The sequence below is a fragment of the Priestia sp. USM5 genome (assembly GCF_058323215.1).
Genome location: NZ_JBSGKN010000001.1, coordinates 633,126 through 649,763 on the forward strand (window position 1 = coordinate 633,126; position 16,638 = coordinate 649,763).

The 16,638-nt window shown below is 41.6% G+C and carries 12 protein-coding genes; 11 read left to right on the forward strand and 1 reads right to left on the reverse strand.

Features of this window, described 5'->3' with window-relative positions; all coding sequences use genetic code 11:
- Positions 1-55: 55 nt before the first annotated feature.
- From ACWATA_RS03320 to pyrE, 9 genes are all read left to right on the forward strand, one after another.
- On the forward strand, positions 56-1,363 hold the full coding sequence (locus ACWATA_RS03320) for a uracil-xanthine permease family protein (protein ID WP_028411467.1): 1,308 nt from the start codon (positions 56-58) through the stop codon (positions 1,361-1,363).
- 148 nt (positions 1,364-1,511) lie between these two features.
- A complete protein-coding gene (locus tag ACWATA_RS03325) occupies positions 1,512-2,450 on the forward strand; it encodes an aspartate carbamoyltransferase catalytic subunit (protein ID WP_028411466.1) in 939 nt (312 codons plus the stop codon).
- Positions 2,413-3,702, forward strand: a complete 1,290-nt coding sequence (gene pyrC / locus ACWATA_RS03330) for a dihydroorotase (RefSeq protein WP_367030997.1) — start codon at positions 2,413-2,415, stop codon at positions 3,700-3,702. Before ACWATA_RS03325 ends, pyrC begins: the two co-directional genes overlap by 38 nt.
- On the forward strand, positions 3,687-4,772 hold the full coding sequence (locus ACWATA_RS03335) for a carbamoyl phosphate synthase small subunit (RefSeq protein WP_013084840.1): 1,086 nt from the start codon (positions 3,687-3,689) through the stop codon (positions 4,770-4,772). The genes pyrC and ACWATA_RS03335 overlap by 16 nt, the downstream gene beginning before the upstream one ends.
- Positions 4,772-7,984, forward strand: a complete 3,213-nt coding sequence (carB, locus tag ACWATA_RS03340; RefSeq protein WP_014458390.1) for a carbamoyl-phosphate synthase large subunit — start codon at positions 4,772-4,774, stop codon at positions 7,982-7,984. The genes ACWATA_RS03335 and carB overlap by 1 nt, the downstream gene beginning before the upstream one ends.
- Positions 7,981-8,754 carry a dihydroorotate dehydrogenase electron transfer subunit gene (locus ACWATA_RS03345; RefSeq protein ID WP_014458391.1) on the forward strand — a complete coding sequence of 258 codons (774 nt, stop codon included), beginning with the start codon at positions 7,981-7,983 and terminating at the stop codon, positions 8,752-8,754. Before carB ends, ACWATA_RS03345 begins: the two co-directional genes overlap by 4 nt.
- The gene (locus ACWATA_RS03350; RefSeq protein ID WP_013058933.1) at positions 8,751-9,692 is read left to right on the forward strand and encodes a dihydroorotate dehydrogenase; all 942 of its coding nucleotides are present in this window, start codon (positions 8,751-8,753) and stop codon (positions 9,690-9,692) included. Before ACWATA_RS03345 ends, ACWATA_RS03350 begins: the two co-directional genes overlap by 4 nt.
- Positions 9,664-10,386, forward strand: coding sequence for an orotidine-5'-phosphate decarboxylase (gene pyrF, locus ACWATA_RS03355; protein ID WP_028411462.1), 723 nt, complete (start codon positions 9,664-9,666; stop codon positions 10,384-10,386). Before ACWATA_RS03350 ends, pyrF begins: the two co-directional genes overlap by 29 nt.
- Positions 10,383-11,021, forward strand: coding sequence for an orotate phosphoribosyltransferase (gene pyrE, locus ACWATA_RS03360; protein ID WP_029715075.1), 639 nt, complete (start codon positions 10,383-10,385; stop codon positions 11,019-11,021). The genes pyrF and pyrE overlap by 4 nt, the downstream gene beginning before the upstream one ends.
- Before the next feature lie 38 nt (positions 11,022-11,059).
- Here the strand turns inward: pyrE and ACWATA_RS03365 are convergent, their stop codons facing one another.
- Positions 11,060-12,772: an Rqc2 family fibronectin-binding protein gene (locus ACWATA_RS03365; RefSeq protein ID WP_028411460.1), complete on the reverse strand. Its 1,713-nt coding sequence runs from the start codon at positions 12,770-12,772 to the stop codon at positions 11,060-11,062.
- A 141-nt stretch (positions 12,773-12,913) separates the two neighbouring features.
- On the opposite strand from ACWATA_RS03365, the gene ACWATA_RS03370 reads away from it, so the two are divergent.
- On the forward strand, positions 12,914-15,592 hold the full coding sequence (locus ACWATA_RS03370) for a cation-translocating P-type ATPase (protein WP_221817791.1): 2,679 nt from the start codon (positions 12,914-12,916) through the stop codon (positions 15,590-15,592).
- A 153-nt stretch (positions 15,593-15,745) separates the two neighbouring features.
- A complete protein-coding gene (locus ACWATA_RS03375; RefSeq protein WP_028411458.1) occupies positions 15,746-16,621 on the forward strand; it encodes a YicC/YloC family endoribonuclease in 876 nt (291 codons plus the stop codon).
- The last annotated feature ends 17 nt before the right edge of the window (positions 16,622-16,638 follow it).

Here is a 16,638-nt window from a genome sequence, read left to right on the forward strand (position 1 = left end):
AACCTCTTTGCCTCTGCGTAAAGAGGTTTTTTTATAGTGATAGGAGGAAAAACATATGAGTCAACAACGAGATTTTGTACTTGATATACATGATAAACCAAAAGCAGTAAATTGGTTAACATTGAGTCTGCAGCATTTGTTTGCAATGTTTGGATCGACGGTGCTAGTGCCGTTCCTAGTCGGATTCAGCCCGGCAATTGCTTTGATTTCAAGCGGGGTAGGAACGCTTGCTTTCCTGCTCATTACAAGAGGTCAAATTCCTTCTTACCTTGGTTCATCGTTCGCGTTCATCACGCCAATCATTTTCGCAAAAGCTTCGTTTGGACCTGAAGAAACGATGGTTGGCTGTTTCTTAGCCGGACTTGTGTATGGAATCGTTGCTTTGATTATAAAAGGAACAGGAATTAATTGGATTATGAAGCTGCTTCCTCCGGTTGTAGTAGGACCAGTTATTATGGTTATAGGCTTAGGATTAGCTAATACAGCAGTAGGCATGGCGATGAACGATGCAAAAGGAAATTACAGCTTAACTTACCTGATGGTTGCGCTTGTGACACTAGCGATAACAGTTGCTTGCTCAATCTTCTTTAAAAACATTATCAGCCTGATTCCGGTACTGATGGGAATTATCGGCGGATACATCTTCGCTTATACACAAGGATTGGTAGACTTTTCAAAGGTAATGAAAGCAGAGTGGATTGAAATACCTCACTTCTACGTGCCGTTCGTCACATACACGCCGTCCATTTCATTAGGGATTGTGCTTATCATGGTACCTGTAGCAGTCGTAACACTTTCAGAACATATTGGACACATTCTTGTTTTAAATAAGATTGTGGATCGAAACTATATTGAAAAGCCAGGGCTGCACAGATCGATTTTAGGAGACGGAGTAGCCACTATGCTTGCTGCGCTGATCGGCGGACCTCCAAACACAACATATGGTGAGAACATCGGAGTGTTAGCCATCACAAAGGTGCTTAGCGTATTTGTAATAGCAGGAGCAGCAGTCTTCGCGATTTTGTTCGGGTTTGTCGGCAAAATCAACGCTCTTATTTCAAGTATACCAACGCCGGTCATGGGTGGGATTTCAATTCTCTTATTCGGAATCATTGCTTCATCAGGCTTGCGCATGATGGTGGATGCAAAGGTAGATCTTGGATCAAAACGAAACTTAATGATTGCTTCGATTATCTTAGTGTTAGGAATCGGAGGAGCACACTTAGATATCTCAGAACATGTAAAGATTGATAGCATGGCACTGTCTGCTATCATGGGAGTTCTGCTGAATCTAGTTCTGCCGAAAGAGAAGATAAAAGAAGCAGAAAACGTTCAACAAACGTCAGCACGAAAAATTTCATAGAACGCCTTTTAATTGAAATCCAGAGAGGTTTCTAAGGGTGTGTGAAAAGCGCGTTATAGACGAAGCTTGTTTTCTTACACCCTTTCTAAGTTAGAAAGGGTGTTTTTTATAAAGAAATGCGAGGAAAGCAAAAATGGAGGGAATCGATATGAAACATTTAGTGACAGTCTCAACACTAGAAACAAATGAAATTCTAGAGATTTTAGACAGCGCTGAAAACTATCGAACGAATAAACAAGGATGGAAACCGGAAGAGAAAATGTTTGTTGCCAACTTATTTTTTGAAGCGAGCACGCGTACTCGATGCAGCTTTGAAATGGCAGAACAGCAGCTAGGATTAACAACAATTCCGTTTGAAGTAACAACTTCAAGCGTCCAAAAAGGAGAAACGCTTTATGACACGATTGAAACATTAGCTTCAATCGGTGTTCAGTCAGTTGTTATTCGCCACCCGCAAGATCGTTATTATGAAGCACTGCAGGAAAAAGTATCGATTCCCATCATTAATGCAGGAGACGGATGCGGTCAGCATCCAACTCAGTGTCTGCTTGATCTACTGACAATTCGCCAAGAGTTCGGCTCGTTTAAAGGATTAAAAGTCGCAATAGTCGGAGATTTGCGACATAGCCGCGTAGCGAGATCGAATGCAGAAATGCTGACAAAACTAGGGGCGACCGTATATTTTGCGGGACCTGAAGAATGGAAAGATGAAGAGAACAGACACGGTACATATCTTGATATCGATGAAGCAATCGAAACGGTCGATGTTGTGATGCTACTGCGTATTCAATTTGAAAGGCATGAAGAGAACACTTCAGAGCTTGCAAAGAACTACCATAGCCGCTTCGGATTAACCGTTGAACGAGAGCGGAAAATGAAATCACATAGCATTATTCTTCATCCAGCTCCGGTGAACAGAGGAGTCGAAATTGCAGATGAGCTCGTTGAATGTGAACGCTCAAGAATTTTTAAACAAATGCAAAATGGCGTATACATTCGCATGGCAGTATTAGCAAGAGCGCTACAACCAATTGAAAGGGGACTTAATAATGACAACAATTATCAAAAATGCTACATGGTTAAATGAAGGAAAAATTGAAAAAGTCGAACTGAAAATTGAAAATGGTGTAATTGCTGAAATAGCTTCACACATTGACGTACAGAATGAAGAAGTCATTGATGCAGGCGGGAACTTCTTATCACCGGGTTTAATCGATGTCCACGTTCACTTGCGTGAGCCAGGGGGAGAAAAGAAAGAAACAATTGAAACAGGTACTCTAGCAGCTGCAAAGGGCGGTTTTACAGCAATTGCTGCAATGCCGAACACGCGTCCAGTGCCTGATACTGTTGAACAAATGGAGTGGGTAAACAAGCGCATTGAACAAACAGCACATGTGCGCGTATTACCGTACGCATCGATTACTACTCGTCAATTGGGAAAAGAATTAACGGACTTTGAAGGCTTAAAAGAAGCGGGAGCATTTGCTTTTACAGATGATGGAGTAGGGGTTCAGTCAACAGGAATGATGCTAGAAGCGATGAAAAAAGCCGCTTCATTAAACAAAGCAATCGTTGCACACTGTGAAGATAATGATTTAATTAACAAAGGCTGCGTACACGACGGGAAATTTGCAAAAGAACATGGACTAAACGGTATCCCATCTATCTGCGAAGCCGTTCAAATTGCACGAGATGTCCTGCTTGCTGAAGCAGCAAACTGTCACTACCATGTGTGTCACGTAAGTACAAAAGAATCCATTCGCGCCATTCGTGATGCGAAAAAAGCAGGCATTCGCGTAACTGCAGAAGTAACGCCTCATCATCTGTTACTAAATGAAGAAGATATCCCGGGACTTGATTCGAATTTCAAAATGAATCCGCCGCTTCGAGGAAAAGATGATCAACAGGCATTAATTGAAGCTTTATTAGACGGAACGCTTGATTTTATCGCCACTGATCACGCACCGCACACAGCGGACGAAAAAGCAGAAGGCATGGAGCTTGCGCCGTTTGGAATTGTGGGACTTGAAACAGCTTTCCCGCTTCTTTATACAAACTTGGTATTAAAAGAAGTAATGACGCTAGCGCAGCTAGTATCGTATTTAACAAACAAGCCGGCTGAAACATTCAATCTTCCTTATGGCACGATTGAAGTGGGAAAAACAGCGGATTTAACCATCATTGATCTTGAAACAGAAAAAGCAATTAATCCAGAAGAATTTGTATCCAAAGGTAAAAACACGCCGTTTGCTAACTGGGTATGCAAAGGTTGGCCGGTAATGACATTAGTAGAAGGTAAACGAGTATGGGAGGATGTTAAAGCATGCAACGTCAACTAATTTTAGAAGATGGAACAGTATTTATCGGAAAAGGATTCGGCAGCGACAAAGAAATGACAGGAGAAGTGGTTTTCAACACTGGAATGACAGGATATCAAGAAATTCTATCTGACCCATCATACTGTGCACAAATTGTGACATTAACATATCCTTTAATCGGAAACTACGGTATTAACCGCGATGACTTTGAGTCCATTGAACCAGCTGTCCACGGTTTAATTGTAAAAGAAATTTGTGATGCTCCTTCAAACTTCAGAAGCGAACTATCAGTAGATGAATTTTTAAAACAAAAAGACATTCCAGGATTAGCTGGAATCGACACGAGAAAATTAACGCGGAAAATTCGTCAGCACGGTGCGCTTCGCGGACGCGTATGCAACATGGAAGTCAATGTAGAAGAAGTGGTAGCACAGCTTCAAAATCATGAACTTCCGACTGATTCAGTTAAAAAAGTATCAACAGTGAAGCCTTACCCAAGCCCAGGCAGAGGTAAAAAAGTGGTACTCGTTGACTTTGGAATGAAACACGGAATTTTACGCGAATTAACAGCTCGTCAATGCGACGTGATTGTGGTTCCTTATAACGTAACTGCGCAAGAAATTCTTCAATTAAATCCAGATGGCATCATGTTAAGCAACGGACCTGGAGACCCAAAAGACGTACCTGAAGCAATCGAGATGATTCAAGGGGTTTTAGGAAAGGTTCCGCTGTTCGGAATTTGTTTAGGACATCAGCTGTTTGCGCTAGCATGCGGAGCAGATACAGAAAAAATGAAATTTGGTCATCGTGGATCCAACCATCCTGTAAAGGATCTAAAAACCAATAAAGTAGCTCTTACATCTCAAAACCACGGCTATACAGTATGTGAGCCATCTCTTGTCAACACGCCATTAGAAGTGACGCACGTTGCGCTTAACGATGGAACAGTTGAAGGAGTAAAGCATAAAGAATATCCGGCATTTACGGTTCAATATCACCCTGAAGCATCACCGGGGCCTGAAGATGCAAACGGATTGTTCAACGAATTTATGGATCTTATGAAAAACAATCAGAAAGTAGGTAATTGCTAATGCCAAAACGTCAAGATATTAACACAATTCTCGTAATCGGATCAGGACCAATCGTCATCGGACAGGCGGCAGAGTTTGACTATGCAGGAGCGCAAGCATGTATTGCGCTAAAAGAAGAAGGATACAAAGTTATTCTTGTGAACTCCAATCCTGCAACAATCATGACAGACTCAGAAATGGCAGATAAAGTATATATTGAACCTCTAACGGTTGAATTTGTAAGCTCAATTATTCGTAAAGAACGCCCGGATGCACTGCTTCCAACGCTTGGCGGTCAAACGGGACTGAACCTAGCGGTAGAATTACACGAAACGGGTATTTTAGAAGAATTTAATGTAGAAATTCTCGGGACAAAATTATCGGCGATTGAACAAGCTGAAGACCGTGAGCAGTTCCGTTCATTAATGAACGAACTAAATCAGCCTGTCCCAGCAAGTGAAATCATTCATTCGCTAGACGAAGCGTATGCGTTTGTTGAACAAGTAAACTATCCGGTAATCGTGCGTCCTGCTTATACACTTGGCGGTACGGGAGGCGGAATTTGTAATAACGAGCAAGAGTTGATTGAAATTGTAACAAGTGGATTAAAACACAGTCCTGTAACACAATGCTTACTTGAGAAAAGCATTGCAGGCTTTAAAGAAATTGAATATGAAGTAATGCGCGATGCAAACGATAATGCGATCGTAGTATGTAATATGGAAAACTTTGATCCGGTCGGTATTCATACGGGAGATTCAATTGTTGTAGCACCAAGCCAAACGCTAAGCGACCGTGAGTATCAGTTGCTTAGAAATGCGTCACTCACAATTATCCGAGCGCTTAAAATCGAAGGCGGATGTAACGTTCAGCTAGCACTAGACCCAGAAAGCTTCCAGTATTACGTAATTGAAGTAAACCCTCGTGTAAGCCGCTCATCGGCTTTAGCATCAAAAGCAACAGGGTATCCAATTGCAAAATTAGCAGCAAAAATTGCGGTAGGGCTAACATTAGATGAAATGATGAACCCGGTAACTGGGAAGACATACGCATGTTTCGAACCGGCACTAGATTACATCGTATCTAAAATTCCACGCTGGCCGTTTGATAAATTTGAATCAGCTAATCGTAAACTAGGTACACAGATGAAAGCAACAGGGGAAGTAATGGCAATTGGCCGCACGTTCGAAGAGTCAATTTTAAAAGCCGTACGCTCACTAGAGTCAAACGTTCATCACTTAGAGCTGAAAGATGCGCATGAATTTGATGATGCCATTATTGAAAAACGTATTCGCAAGGCTGGCGATGAGCGATTATTCTACGTCGCAGAAGCCATTCGCCGCGGCGTAACGATTCAGCAAATTCACGAGTGGAGCAAAATCGATCTTTTCTTCTTAGTAAAACTTGAAAAAGTGATTGCTTTTGAAAATGTGTTAAAAGAAGAGATTCATAACGTCGAAGTTTTACAGGAAGCAAAAGAAATGGGATTTGCAGACTGCACGATTGCTAAGCTATGGAATCAAACAGAGCGTGAAGTATACGACTTCCGCAAACAAAATGGCGTGATGCCAGTATACAAAACGGTAGATACATGTGCAGCAGAATTTGAATCGACAACGCCATATTTCTACGGCACGTTTGAAGATGAAAATGAATCGATTGTTACAGATCGTAAAAGCGTTGTGGTGTTAGGATCAGGTCCGATCCGTATCGGGCAAGGAATTGAGTTTGACTATGCAACGGTTCACTCCGTGTGGGCGATTAAAGAAGCCGGATACGAAGCGATTATTGTCAATAACAATCCAGAAACAGTATCAACTGACTTCAGTATTTCAGATAAATTATACTTCGAGCCGCTGACGATTGAAGATGTGATGCATATCATCGATTTAGAAAAACCAGAAGGTGTGGTTGTACAGTTCGGTGGTCAAACAGCAATCAACTTAGCAGATGAGCTAGAGGCAAGAGGGGTCAAGATTTTAGGAACGTCGCTTGAAAGCTTAGATGCAGCGGAAGATCGTAAAAAATTCGAAGCGACGCTAGCACGTTTAGAAGTACCTCAGCCGCTTGGAAAGACGGTTACATCCGTAGAAGAAGCAGTGGTTGTGGCAAAAGAAATTGGTTATCCGGTGCTTGTACGTCCTTCATATGTACTAGGCGGACGCGCAATGGAAATTGTGTATAAAGAAGAAGAACTGCTTCACTATATGAAACACGCGGTAAAAGTACACGCTGATCATCCTGTATTAATCGACCGCTACTTAACGGGAAAAGAAATTGAAGTCGATGCCATTTCAGACGGTGAAACAGTGGTTATTCCAGGGATCATGGAACATGTAGAGCGCGCGGGTGTACACTCAGGTGACTCCATCGCTGTATATCCACCGCAAACTCTGTCACAGGACGTAAAAGATACAATCATTGATTACACAACACGTATTGCAAAAGGCTTAAACATTATTGGACTGCTTAACATTCAGTTCGTCTTATCAAAAGGAGAAGTGTTTGTTCTTGAAGTAAATCCTCGTTCAAGCCGTACGGTGCCGTTCTTAAGTAAAATCACGCGTATTCCGATGGCGAATGTGGCAACAAAAGTTATTTTAGGAACAAGTTTAAAAGATCTTGGCTATGAATCAGGCATGCACCCTGAAGAAGAGGGCGTGTACGTAAAAGTGCCGGTCTTCTCATTTGCAAAACTACGCCGCGTAGATATTACGCTTGGACCTGAAATGAAATCTACTGGAGAAGTAATGGGGCAAGATTCAACGTACGAAAAAGCGTTATATAAAGGACTAATTGCGTCAGGTATGTCCATTAAGCCGTACGGTTCAGTACTTATGACAGTAGCAGATAAAGATAAAGAAGAGGCAACAGCGCTGGCGAAGCGTTTTGCTAACATCGGCTATCAGGTAATTGCAACGGAAGGAACAGCTTCAACGTTTACAAAAGAAGACATTCGCGTAAAAATAGTAAATAAAATTCATCATGAAGATCACAATCTTTTAGATGTGATACGAAAAGGTGAAGCGCAGCTTGTCATCAACACGCTAACAAAAGGAAAACAGCCTGCGCGTGACGGATTTAAAATTCGCCGTGAAGCAGTTGAAAATGGCGTACCTTGCTTAACATCACTTGATACAGCAGAAGCGATTTTACGAGTGCTTGAAACGATCAGCTTCCATACAACGCCAATGAAAAAAGTTCGTCCAACTAAAGAGGTGACAACCGTATGATCAAACATGAAATGATGCAAGTCGTCAGTCAGCGACCGTTAACACACAATGTATATGAATTAACCCTTCAAGGCGAGCTTGTTCGTTTCATGAATGAGCCGGGGCAGTTTGTGCATATCCGCGTTAACAACGACTATTTGCCACTGCTTCGCAGACCAATAAGTATTGCAGAAATTGATCAAACGCACGAACAATTTACGATGATTTACCGTGCAGAAGGGGCGGGAACATCACTGCTGGCCGAAAAACAAGCCGGACAGTCGATTGACGTGTTAGGTCCGCTTGGCCACGGTTTTCCATTAGATGCGATAGAGTCAGGTCAAACGGCTTTATTAGTAGGGGGAGGCATTGGAGTGCCTCCGCTCTATGAGCTTTCAAAAAGACTTCGTGAAAAAGGTGTGCAGGTTATCCACGTCCTGGGTTTTCAATCGAAAGCAGACGTATTTTACGAGCGAGAGTTTTTAGCTTTAGGAGAAACATATATTGCAACGGTAGACGGCTCTTACGGAACAAAAGGTTTTGTCACAACGGTGATTGACGAGCAGCAGTTTTCATATGACGTTATGTTTTCATGCGGTCCAACTCCGATGTTAAAAGCACTAGAAAATAATTATACAAACAAGCCGCTTTACATTTCTTTAGAAGAAAGAATGGGCTGTGGAATCGGCGCTTGTTTTGCATGTGTATGTAGGGAAAGTGAAAATTCTACGGCATATAAAAAAATCTGCAGCGACGGTCCCGTCTTTCAAGCAGGGGAGGTGCTTCTATGAGTATGCTAAAAACGACATTGCCAGGATTAGATTTGAAAAATCCAATTATGCCAGCATCCGGCTGCTTTGGATTTGGGCGTGAGTATGCTCAATTTTATTCACTTGATGCACTTGGAGCCATTATGATTAAAGCGACTACTGCTGAAACTCGTTTTGGCAATCCAACTCCTCGCGTAGCGGAGACATCTGCAGGAATGTTAAATGCGATTGGATTACAAAATCCTGGGCTAGAAAAAGTAATGAATGAAGAGCTCGTTTGGCTTCAGCAATATGATGTGCCGATTATCGCGAACGTAGCCGGTGCTTCAATTGAAGAATATGTGCACGTAGCAAAAGAAATTTCAACCGTATCAAATGTGAAAGCACTTGAATTGAATATTTCATGTCCTAACGTAAAGGAAGGCGGAATTGCGTTTGGCGTAGATCCTGTCATCGCTGCTCGTTTAACAAAAGCGGTAAAAGATGTTTCAAATGTTCCAGTTTATGTTAAACTATCACCAAACGTATCCAATATTGTAGACATGGCAATGGCTGTTGAAGAAGCTGGCGCGGATGGCTTAACGATGATTAATACGCTTCTTGGGATGCGTCTGGATTTGAAAACAGCTCAGCCGGTTTTAGCGAACGGCACAGGCGGACTGTCAGGACCTTCAATTAAACCGGTAGCGATTCGAATGGTGTATGAAGTGAGCCAAAAAGTAAACATTCCAATTATCGGTATGGGCGGAGTGACGACTGCTGAAGATGCACTTGAATTTTTATATGCAGGTGCAAGTGCCGTAGCGGTTGGTACAGCAAACTTTGTCGATCCGTATGTATGCCCAACCATCATTGACGAACTGCCAAGGCTATTAACATCATTAGGATACGAGCATGTTTCAGAATGTATCGGAAGGAGCTGGAAAAAGCGTGAAGCAACCGTTAATCATTGCTCTTGATTTTTCATCAATTAACGATGTACAGCAGTTTTTAATGCCTTTTCAACAAGAATCATTATTTGTGAAAGTAGGCATGGAACTGTTTTATAAAGAAGGGCTATCCATTATTTCTGCATTAAAAGAGCAAAACCACCAGATTTTCTTAGACTTAAAGCTTCATGATATTCCCAATACGGTAAAGCAAGGAATGAAGTCTTTGGCTTCTCTTGAAGTGGATTTGGTTAACGTTCACGCAGCCGGCGGAACGAATATGATGCAAGCAGCCGTTGAAGGACTTGACTTAGGAACCGCTGCTGGCAAAAAACGTCCGGATTGTATTGCGGTTACTCAGCTAACAAGTACATCGGATGAAATGCTAAAAGAGCAGCAGCTGATTACGCACTCGATGCAAGAAGTGGTTACGCATTATGCAGCGCTTGCTAAAAAAAGCGGACTAGACGGCGTTGTATGTTCTACTCATGAAGTGCCTTCGATTCGAAAAGCAGCAGGAGAGGACTTTTTGACCGTAACGCCGGGTATTCGTATGGGGGCAGATTCAGTAGATGACCAAGTCCGCGTAGCAACGCCTCAGCTAGCGAGAGAATATGGCTCAAGTGCCATTGTGGTTGGACGTTCTATTACTAAAGCAAAAGACCCGCTTAAAGCATATTATGAGATGTTACAGCAGTGGAAAGGGGAGCGTATTACGCGATGACAAAACTACGAAAAGAAATTGCAAAACAATTAATTGATATTGAGGCAGTAAGCCTTCAACCGAACGATCCGTTTACGTGGGCCTCTGGAATTAAGTCGCCTATTTATTGTGACAACCGTCTAACGCTTAGCTACCCAAAAGTGCGAAAAGAAATTGCAAAAGGTCTGCAGCATTTAATTAAAACGTATTTTGCCAATGCAGAAGTGATTGCTGGTACAGCTACAGCTGGTATTCCTCATGCAGCATGGGTAAGTGAAGCGCTAGAGCTTCCAATGTGCTATGTGCGAAGCAAAGCAAAAGAACATGGACAAGGAAATCAAATTGAAGGAAAAGTAACAAAAGGTCAAAAAGTAGTTGTGATTGAAGATTTGATTTCAACTGGCGGAAGTGTATTTACCGCAGTCGATGCATTAAAAGCGCAGGGTTGTGAAGTACTGGGAGTTGTTTCTATCTTTACATATGAGCTGGAAAAAGCGCGTCAGCTGTTTAAAGAAAAAGAACTTCAAGTTTATTCTTTAACAGACTACTCTACGCTAGTAGAGGCGGCAAACGAAGCGGGATACATTGAAGAAGAAGCGATGGAAAAGCTATTTAAATGGCGTGAAAATCCTTCAGATCCTTCATGGATGAACTAAACTAAAAACCCCCTTTCTATATAGAAAGGGGGTTTTTGTTATGACTGACGCAGCTTCAGTACAAGTTCTTCGCTAGGCGTTACGTACACCGTTTGCTGATTATCGTACGTCACAAAACCAGGTTTAGCACCGCTTGGTTTTTTTACATGGCGAATTTTTGTATAGTCCACTGGTACCGAACTTGAATTCTTGGCTTTACTAAAGTAAGCAGCAAGGTGAGCCGCTTCTAAAATTGTTTCTTCTGAAGGCTCTTGGCTGCGGATAACAACGTGAGAACCCGGTATATCTTTCGTATGAAACCAAACGTCATCACGAGCAGCAAGGCGATTTGTTAAATACTCATTTTGCTTATTGTTTTTTCCAACTAAAATCGTCGTGCCGTCGCTTGAAACGTATTGTTCAAGTGTAGGCGTGGTGTTTTTTTGTTTTTTTGCTTGCTTTTGCTGACGGTTGCGCAAATATCCTTCTTCCACAAGCTCTTCGCGAATCTCGGCAATGTCTTTGTGAGTAGCAGTATCCATTTGCTGAATAAGTGATTCAAAATACTGTACTTCTTCGTTTGCTTTTTCAATCTGTTCGATTACAATCGAAACGGAATTTTTCGCTTTTTGATACTTTGTAAAATAGCTTTGAGCATTTTGAGACGGTGATTTTTGCGGATCTAATGAAATCGTAAGTGTACCGCTATTTTCATCGTAATAATTAATAACATCCACTTTCGCATCTCCTTTTTTGACAAGGTGTAAATTTGCCGTAAGGAGTTCACCGGCTAGCTGATAATCAGATGCTTTTTCTGCATTTTGCAGCGTTTGCTCAAGTTTTTTTATTTTTTTCTCATTTTTCTTTTTCTCGGTGGAAATAAACTGTACTAAATCATGCGCTTGCTGCTTTACACGATCTCGCTCTGCTTTCCCGTAGTAATAGCGGTCAAGAAGCTCGCTGATAGTTGCATACGTTTTTTTCGTACCCTCTAAATGCGTTAATTCGAGTAAATAAAAATAGTCTTTTTGATTAACGGTTGTCAGAGTCGGTGTAAACTGACCTTCTTTGATCAGCGTCATGGTTTCGACGAATGATTTTGGAAGGGTAGAACGATTCGCTAAGCCAGAGCGAAACACTACTTCATTTGCAATTAAAGGAGAAAGCCCTGAGAAGGTCTGCACTAGCTGGTTAGCTAGCTTTCCGCTATTAAAATCAATTTTTTTAACCACGGTTTCCTCGTCCGCTTCAAATGGATGAAGCTTATCTTGGCTAGGAGGCAGTACGTAAGGAGCTCCGGGTAGAAGCGTACGATGCCTGTTCAAGGCCATTGGAACATGCTTAATACTGTCGATAATCGTTTGTTTTTCTTTATCTACAAGTACAACATTACTATGTCTTCCCATGATTTCAATAATAAGCTGCTTGTACGTCACGTCGCCAATTTCATTTCGTCCTTTTGTTTCAATGACTAAAATGCGGTCTAATCCAAGCTGATACACTTGTTCAATAATGCTTCCTTCTAAATGCTTGCGAAGAAGCATACAAAACATAGGAGGCTCAGATGGATTTTCATAGGGCTCATTTGTAAAATGAACGCGTGAATAGTTAGGGTGAGCTGAGATTAAAAGTTTGCGGTTTTCACCTTTAGCGCGTACTTGTAAAATCAACTCGTTTGGAAACGGCTGATATATTTTTGAAATTCGTCCTGAAACCAAGGTCTCAGATAATTCTTGTAAAATGCCATATGTAAAAATACCATCAAATGACACAGTGCTCACATCCTTAAGTAATTGAAAATTGTCCTATAGAAAAGTATAGCATTTTTTAGGACGAGTCTGAATAAGCATACGATATAAGATTGTAACAATCTAATAGGTGCATTTACAAATAAAAGGGTGTGAAAAGATGCAATGAAATGGTATGAATTAGGTGAAAAAGCAATAGTAGAAGTAACAAAAACAGACAGGCAGCATGGTCTTACACACAAAGAAGTAAAAGCACGTCAGCAGCAACAAGGGTTTAATGAATTGACTGAAGGAGAGAAAAAACCAGCCATTCTTGTGTTTCTAGAGCAATTTAAAGATTTTATGGTACTGGTTTTACTAGCTGCCACGCTTATTTCAGGGCTTTTAGGAGAATACATCGATGCAATTGCTATCATTGCTATTGTGGTAATTAATGGATTTCTCGGGTTCTTCCAAGAAAGAAAAGCAGAGAAATCTCTTCATGCATTAAAAGAGCTTTCGGCTCCTCAAGTAGCAGCCATTCGTGAAGGGAAATGGGTTAAGTTACCATCTAAAGAGCTGGTGGTAGGAGACGTTGTAAAGTTTTCGAGCGGAGACCGTATTGGAGCTGACCTTCGGATTATGGAAGCCAAAAGTCTAGAAATTGAAGAATCAGCGCTTACGGGAGAGTCTTTGCCTGTTGGTAAGCAAATAAAAGCATTGTCAGGAGATGAAGTGCCGCTTGGAGATCAGGACAATATGGCGTTTATGGGTACCCTTGTAACCAGAGGAAGCGGAACAGGTATCGTTGTAGGGATTGGAATGAAAACAGCAATGGGGCAAATTGCTGATTTACTTCAAAATGCTGAAGCCATGATTACTCCTCTTCAACGGAAGTTAGAGCAATTGGGCAAAATTTTAATTGTTGTAGCTCTTGCACTTACTGTATTAGTTGTTGGGATTGGTGTGCTGCAAGGGCATGATTTATACAGTATGTTCTTAGCGGGAGTTTCCTTAGCTGTTGCTGCCATACCCGAAGGTCTTCCTGCCATCGTAACCGTGGCGCTATCTCTTGGTGTACAGCGCATGATTAAGCAAAGATCCATTGTTCGCAAACTTCCTGCTGTTGAGACACTAGGATGCGCGTCAGTCATTTGCTCAGACAAAACGGGCACATTGACGCAAAATAAAATGACGGTTACCCACCTCTGGTCGGGAGGAATGACGTGGAGAGTATCAGGGACAGGGTATGAACCTACGGGCGTATTTTCACGAGAGGAAAGAGAAGTTGATACACGGAGTGAAAAACCGCTTCAGCAGCTTTTGGTGTTTGGTCTGCTTTGCAATCAAACGTCCATCTCGAGAAAAGATAAAGAATATGTTATCGACGGGGATCCTACTGAAGCGGCTTTGCTTGTTGCCGCGATGAAAGCGGGGCTGACAAAAGAAAATATTCAAAAGCAGTTTACGATTATTGAAGAGTTTCCATTTGATTCAACGCGTAAAATGATGAGTGTAGTCATTGAAGACGCATCTCATAAACGCTATGTGATAACAAAAGGTGCTCCGGATGTGCTGCTTATAAACAGCAAAAATATTTTGTGGGAAAGCAGACAACAAACGCTGTCGGTAACGGTTCATAATGAAGTAAAAGGAGCGATTGATCAGTTAGCTAGCCAAGCGCTTCGAACCATTGCTATTGCATATCGACCGTTAGGAGAACATGAGAGCGTTCATACAGAGAAGGAAGCAGAAAAAGACCTGACTTTCCTCGGGCTTCAAGGAATGATTGATCCGCCAAGACCAGAGGTCAAGCAAGCGGTCAAAGAATGCCGAGACGCAGGCATCAAAACCGTTATGATTACAGGTGACCACGTTATTACAGCACAGGCGATTGCAAAACAGCTCGGAATTTTACCGAAAAACGGTCAAGTCTTGGAAGGAACGGATTTATCCAAAATGACGCAGGAAGAGCTAGAAGAAGTAGTAGATGATGTTTATGTATATGCAAGGGTATCACCTGAGCATAAGCTTAAAATTGTTAAAGCTCTTCAAGCAAAAGATCACATTGTAGCGATGACGGGCGACGGCGTAAATGACGCACCGGCTATTAAAGCAGCAGACATAGGAATTGCGATGGGCATCACCGGGACAGACGTAGCAAAAGAAGCGTCTTCACTCGTTTTGCTTGATGATAATTTTGCCACTATTAAATCAGCGATCAAAGAAGGGCGAAATATCTATGAAAATATTCGGAAGTTTATCCGTTACTTGCTTGCATCAAATGTAGGAGAAATTTTAGTTATGCTCTTTGCGATGATTTTAGCACTTCCGCTTCCGCTAGTGCCCATTCAGATACTATGGGTAAACTTAGTAACAGACGGTTTGCCTGCGATGGCTCTTGGCTTAGACCAGCCAGAGGACAACGTGATGAAGCGCCATCCAAGGCATCCGCGCGAAGGTATTTTTGCAAGAGGATTAGGATGGAAAGTAGTCAGCCGTGGATTTTTAATTGGAGCTGCTACACTTGCTGCGTTTATGATTGTTTACGACAATGACCCAGATCGGTTGCAGTATGCTCAGACGATTGCATTTGCCACACTTGTCATGGCACAGCTTATTCACGTATTTGACTGCCGAAGTGAAAAATCAATTTTTGATCGGAATCCATTTCAGAACTTATATCTTGTAGGGGCTGTTATTTCATCTATTATCCTTATGCTGGTGGCCATCTACTATCCGCCGCTGCAGCCTATTTTCCATACAATGGCCATTGCACCGCGGGAATGGCTCGTTATTTTAGGACTTGCAAGCCTTCCAACTTTTTTACTTGCTGGTTCACTTTTAACAAGAAAACCTTCATAAATTGTGCTATACTTTAATACAGGCTGTCCCAAATGAGAAAACTCATGAAGGCAGCCTTTACAGGTTGAATAAAGAAGAGAGATTTCTTTTTTTTGCTAACACTTTCTTTTACGATACTTTTTATGTAAGATGTACATAGTGGATGTGATGATAATGATAAAAAGTATGACTGGTTTTGGCCGCGGAAAAGCGGAAGTGGAAAATCGATCAGTAACAGTGGAAATGAAGTCTGTTAATCATCGTTTTTGTGAAATTGTTATCCGTATGCCAAGACAATTAATTGAAATTGAAGATAAAATAAAAAAAATCGTTCAAACATACATAAAACGTGGTAGAGTAGAAGTATTTGTTACTATTTCAGGTGAAGAAATGGCAAAAAAGAAACTGCAGACGGATTGGCAGCTGCTTGATGAATACATGAATGCGTTGCAGCAAGTAAAAGAAAAGCACGGGCTGTCACAATCTGTTCAAATTCAAGACATTTTACACATGCCTGAAGTGATGACAACTTATGAAGAAGAAGCTGATCAGACGAGTATTCATGGTGCAATCTTTGAAGCCGTTGAAGCTGCTGTTCATCAGTTAGTGGATATGCGGAAACGAGAGGGATCAGAGCTGTATCACGATTTAATGGGATACTTACAGGACATTCAAGACATTCGCGAAAAAATTACACAGCTTGCTCCTGAAGTTGCTGAACAATATCGCGAGCGTATTAAAAGAAAGCTGAGCGACTATTTAGAAGGTACTTTCGATGAGCAGCGAGTGCTGACTGAAGTAGCTATTTTTGCTGAAAAAGCAGATATTAGCGAAGAACTTACGCGAATTCAAAGTCATGTTTCACAATTTATTCAAGCATTAAATACACCTGATTCAGTGGGACGCAAGCTGGATTTTCTTGTTCAAGAGCTGAATCGTGAAATGAATACAATCGGTGCGAAGGCAAATAATGGTACTATTGCTCAGTATGTTATTAGTATGAAAGCACAATTAGAACGCATAAAAGAGCAGGTTCAAAATATTGAATAGCCTTCGTGTAAGATAAA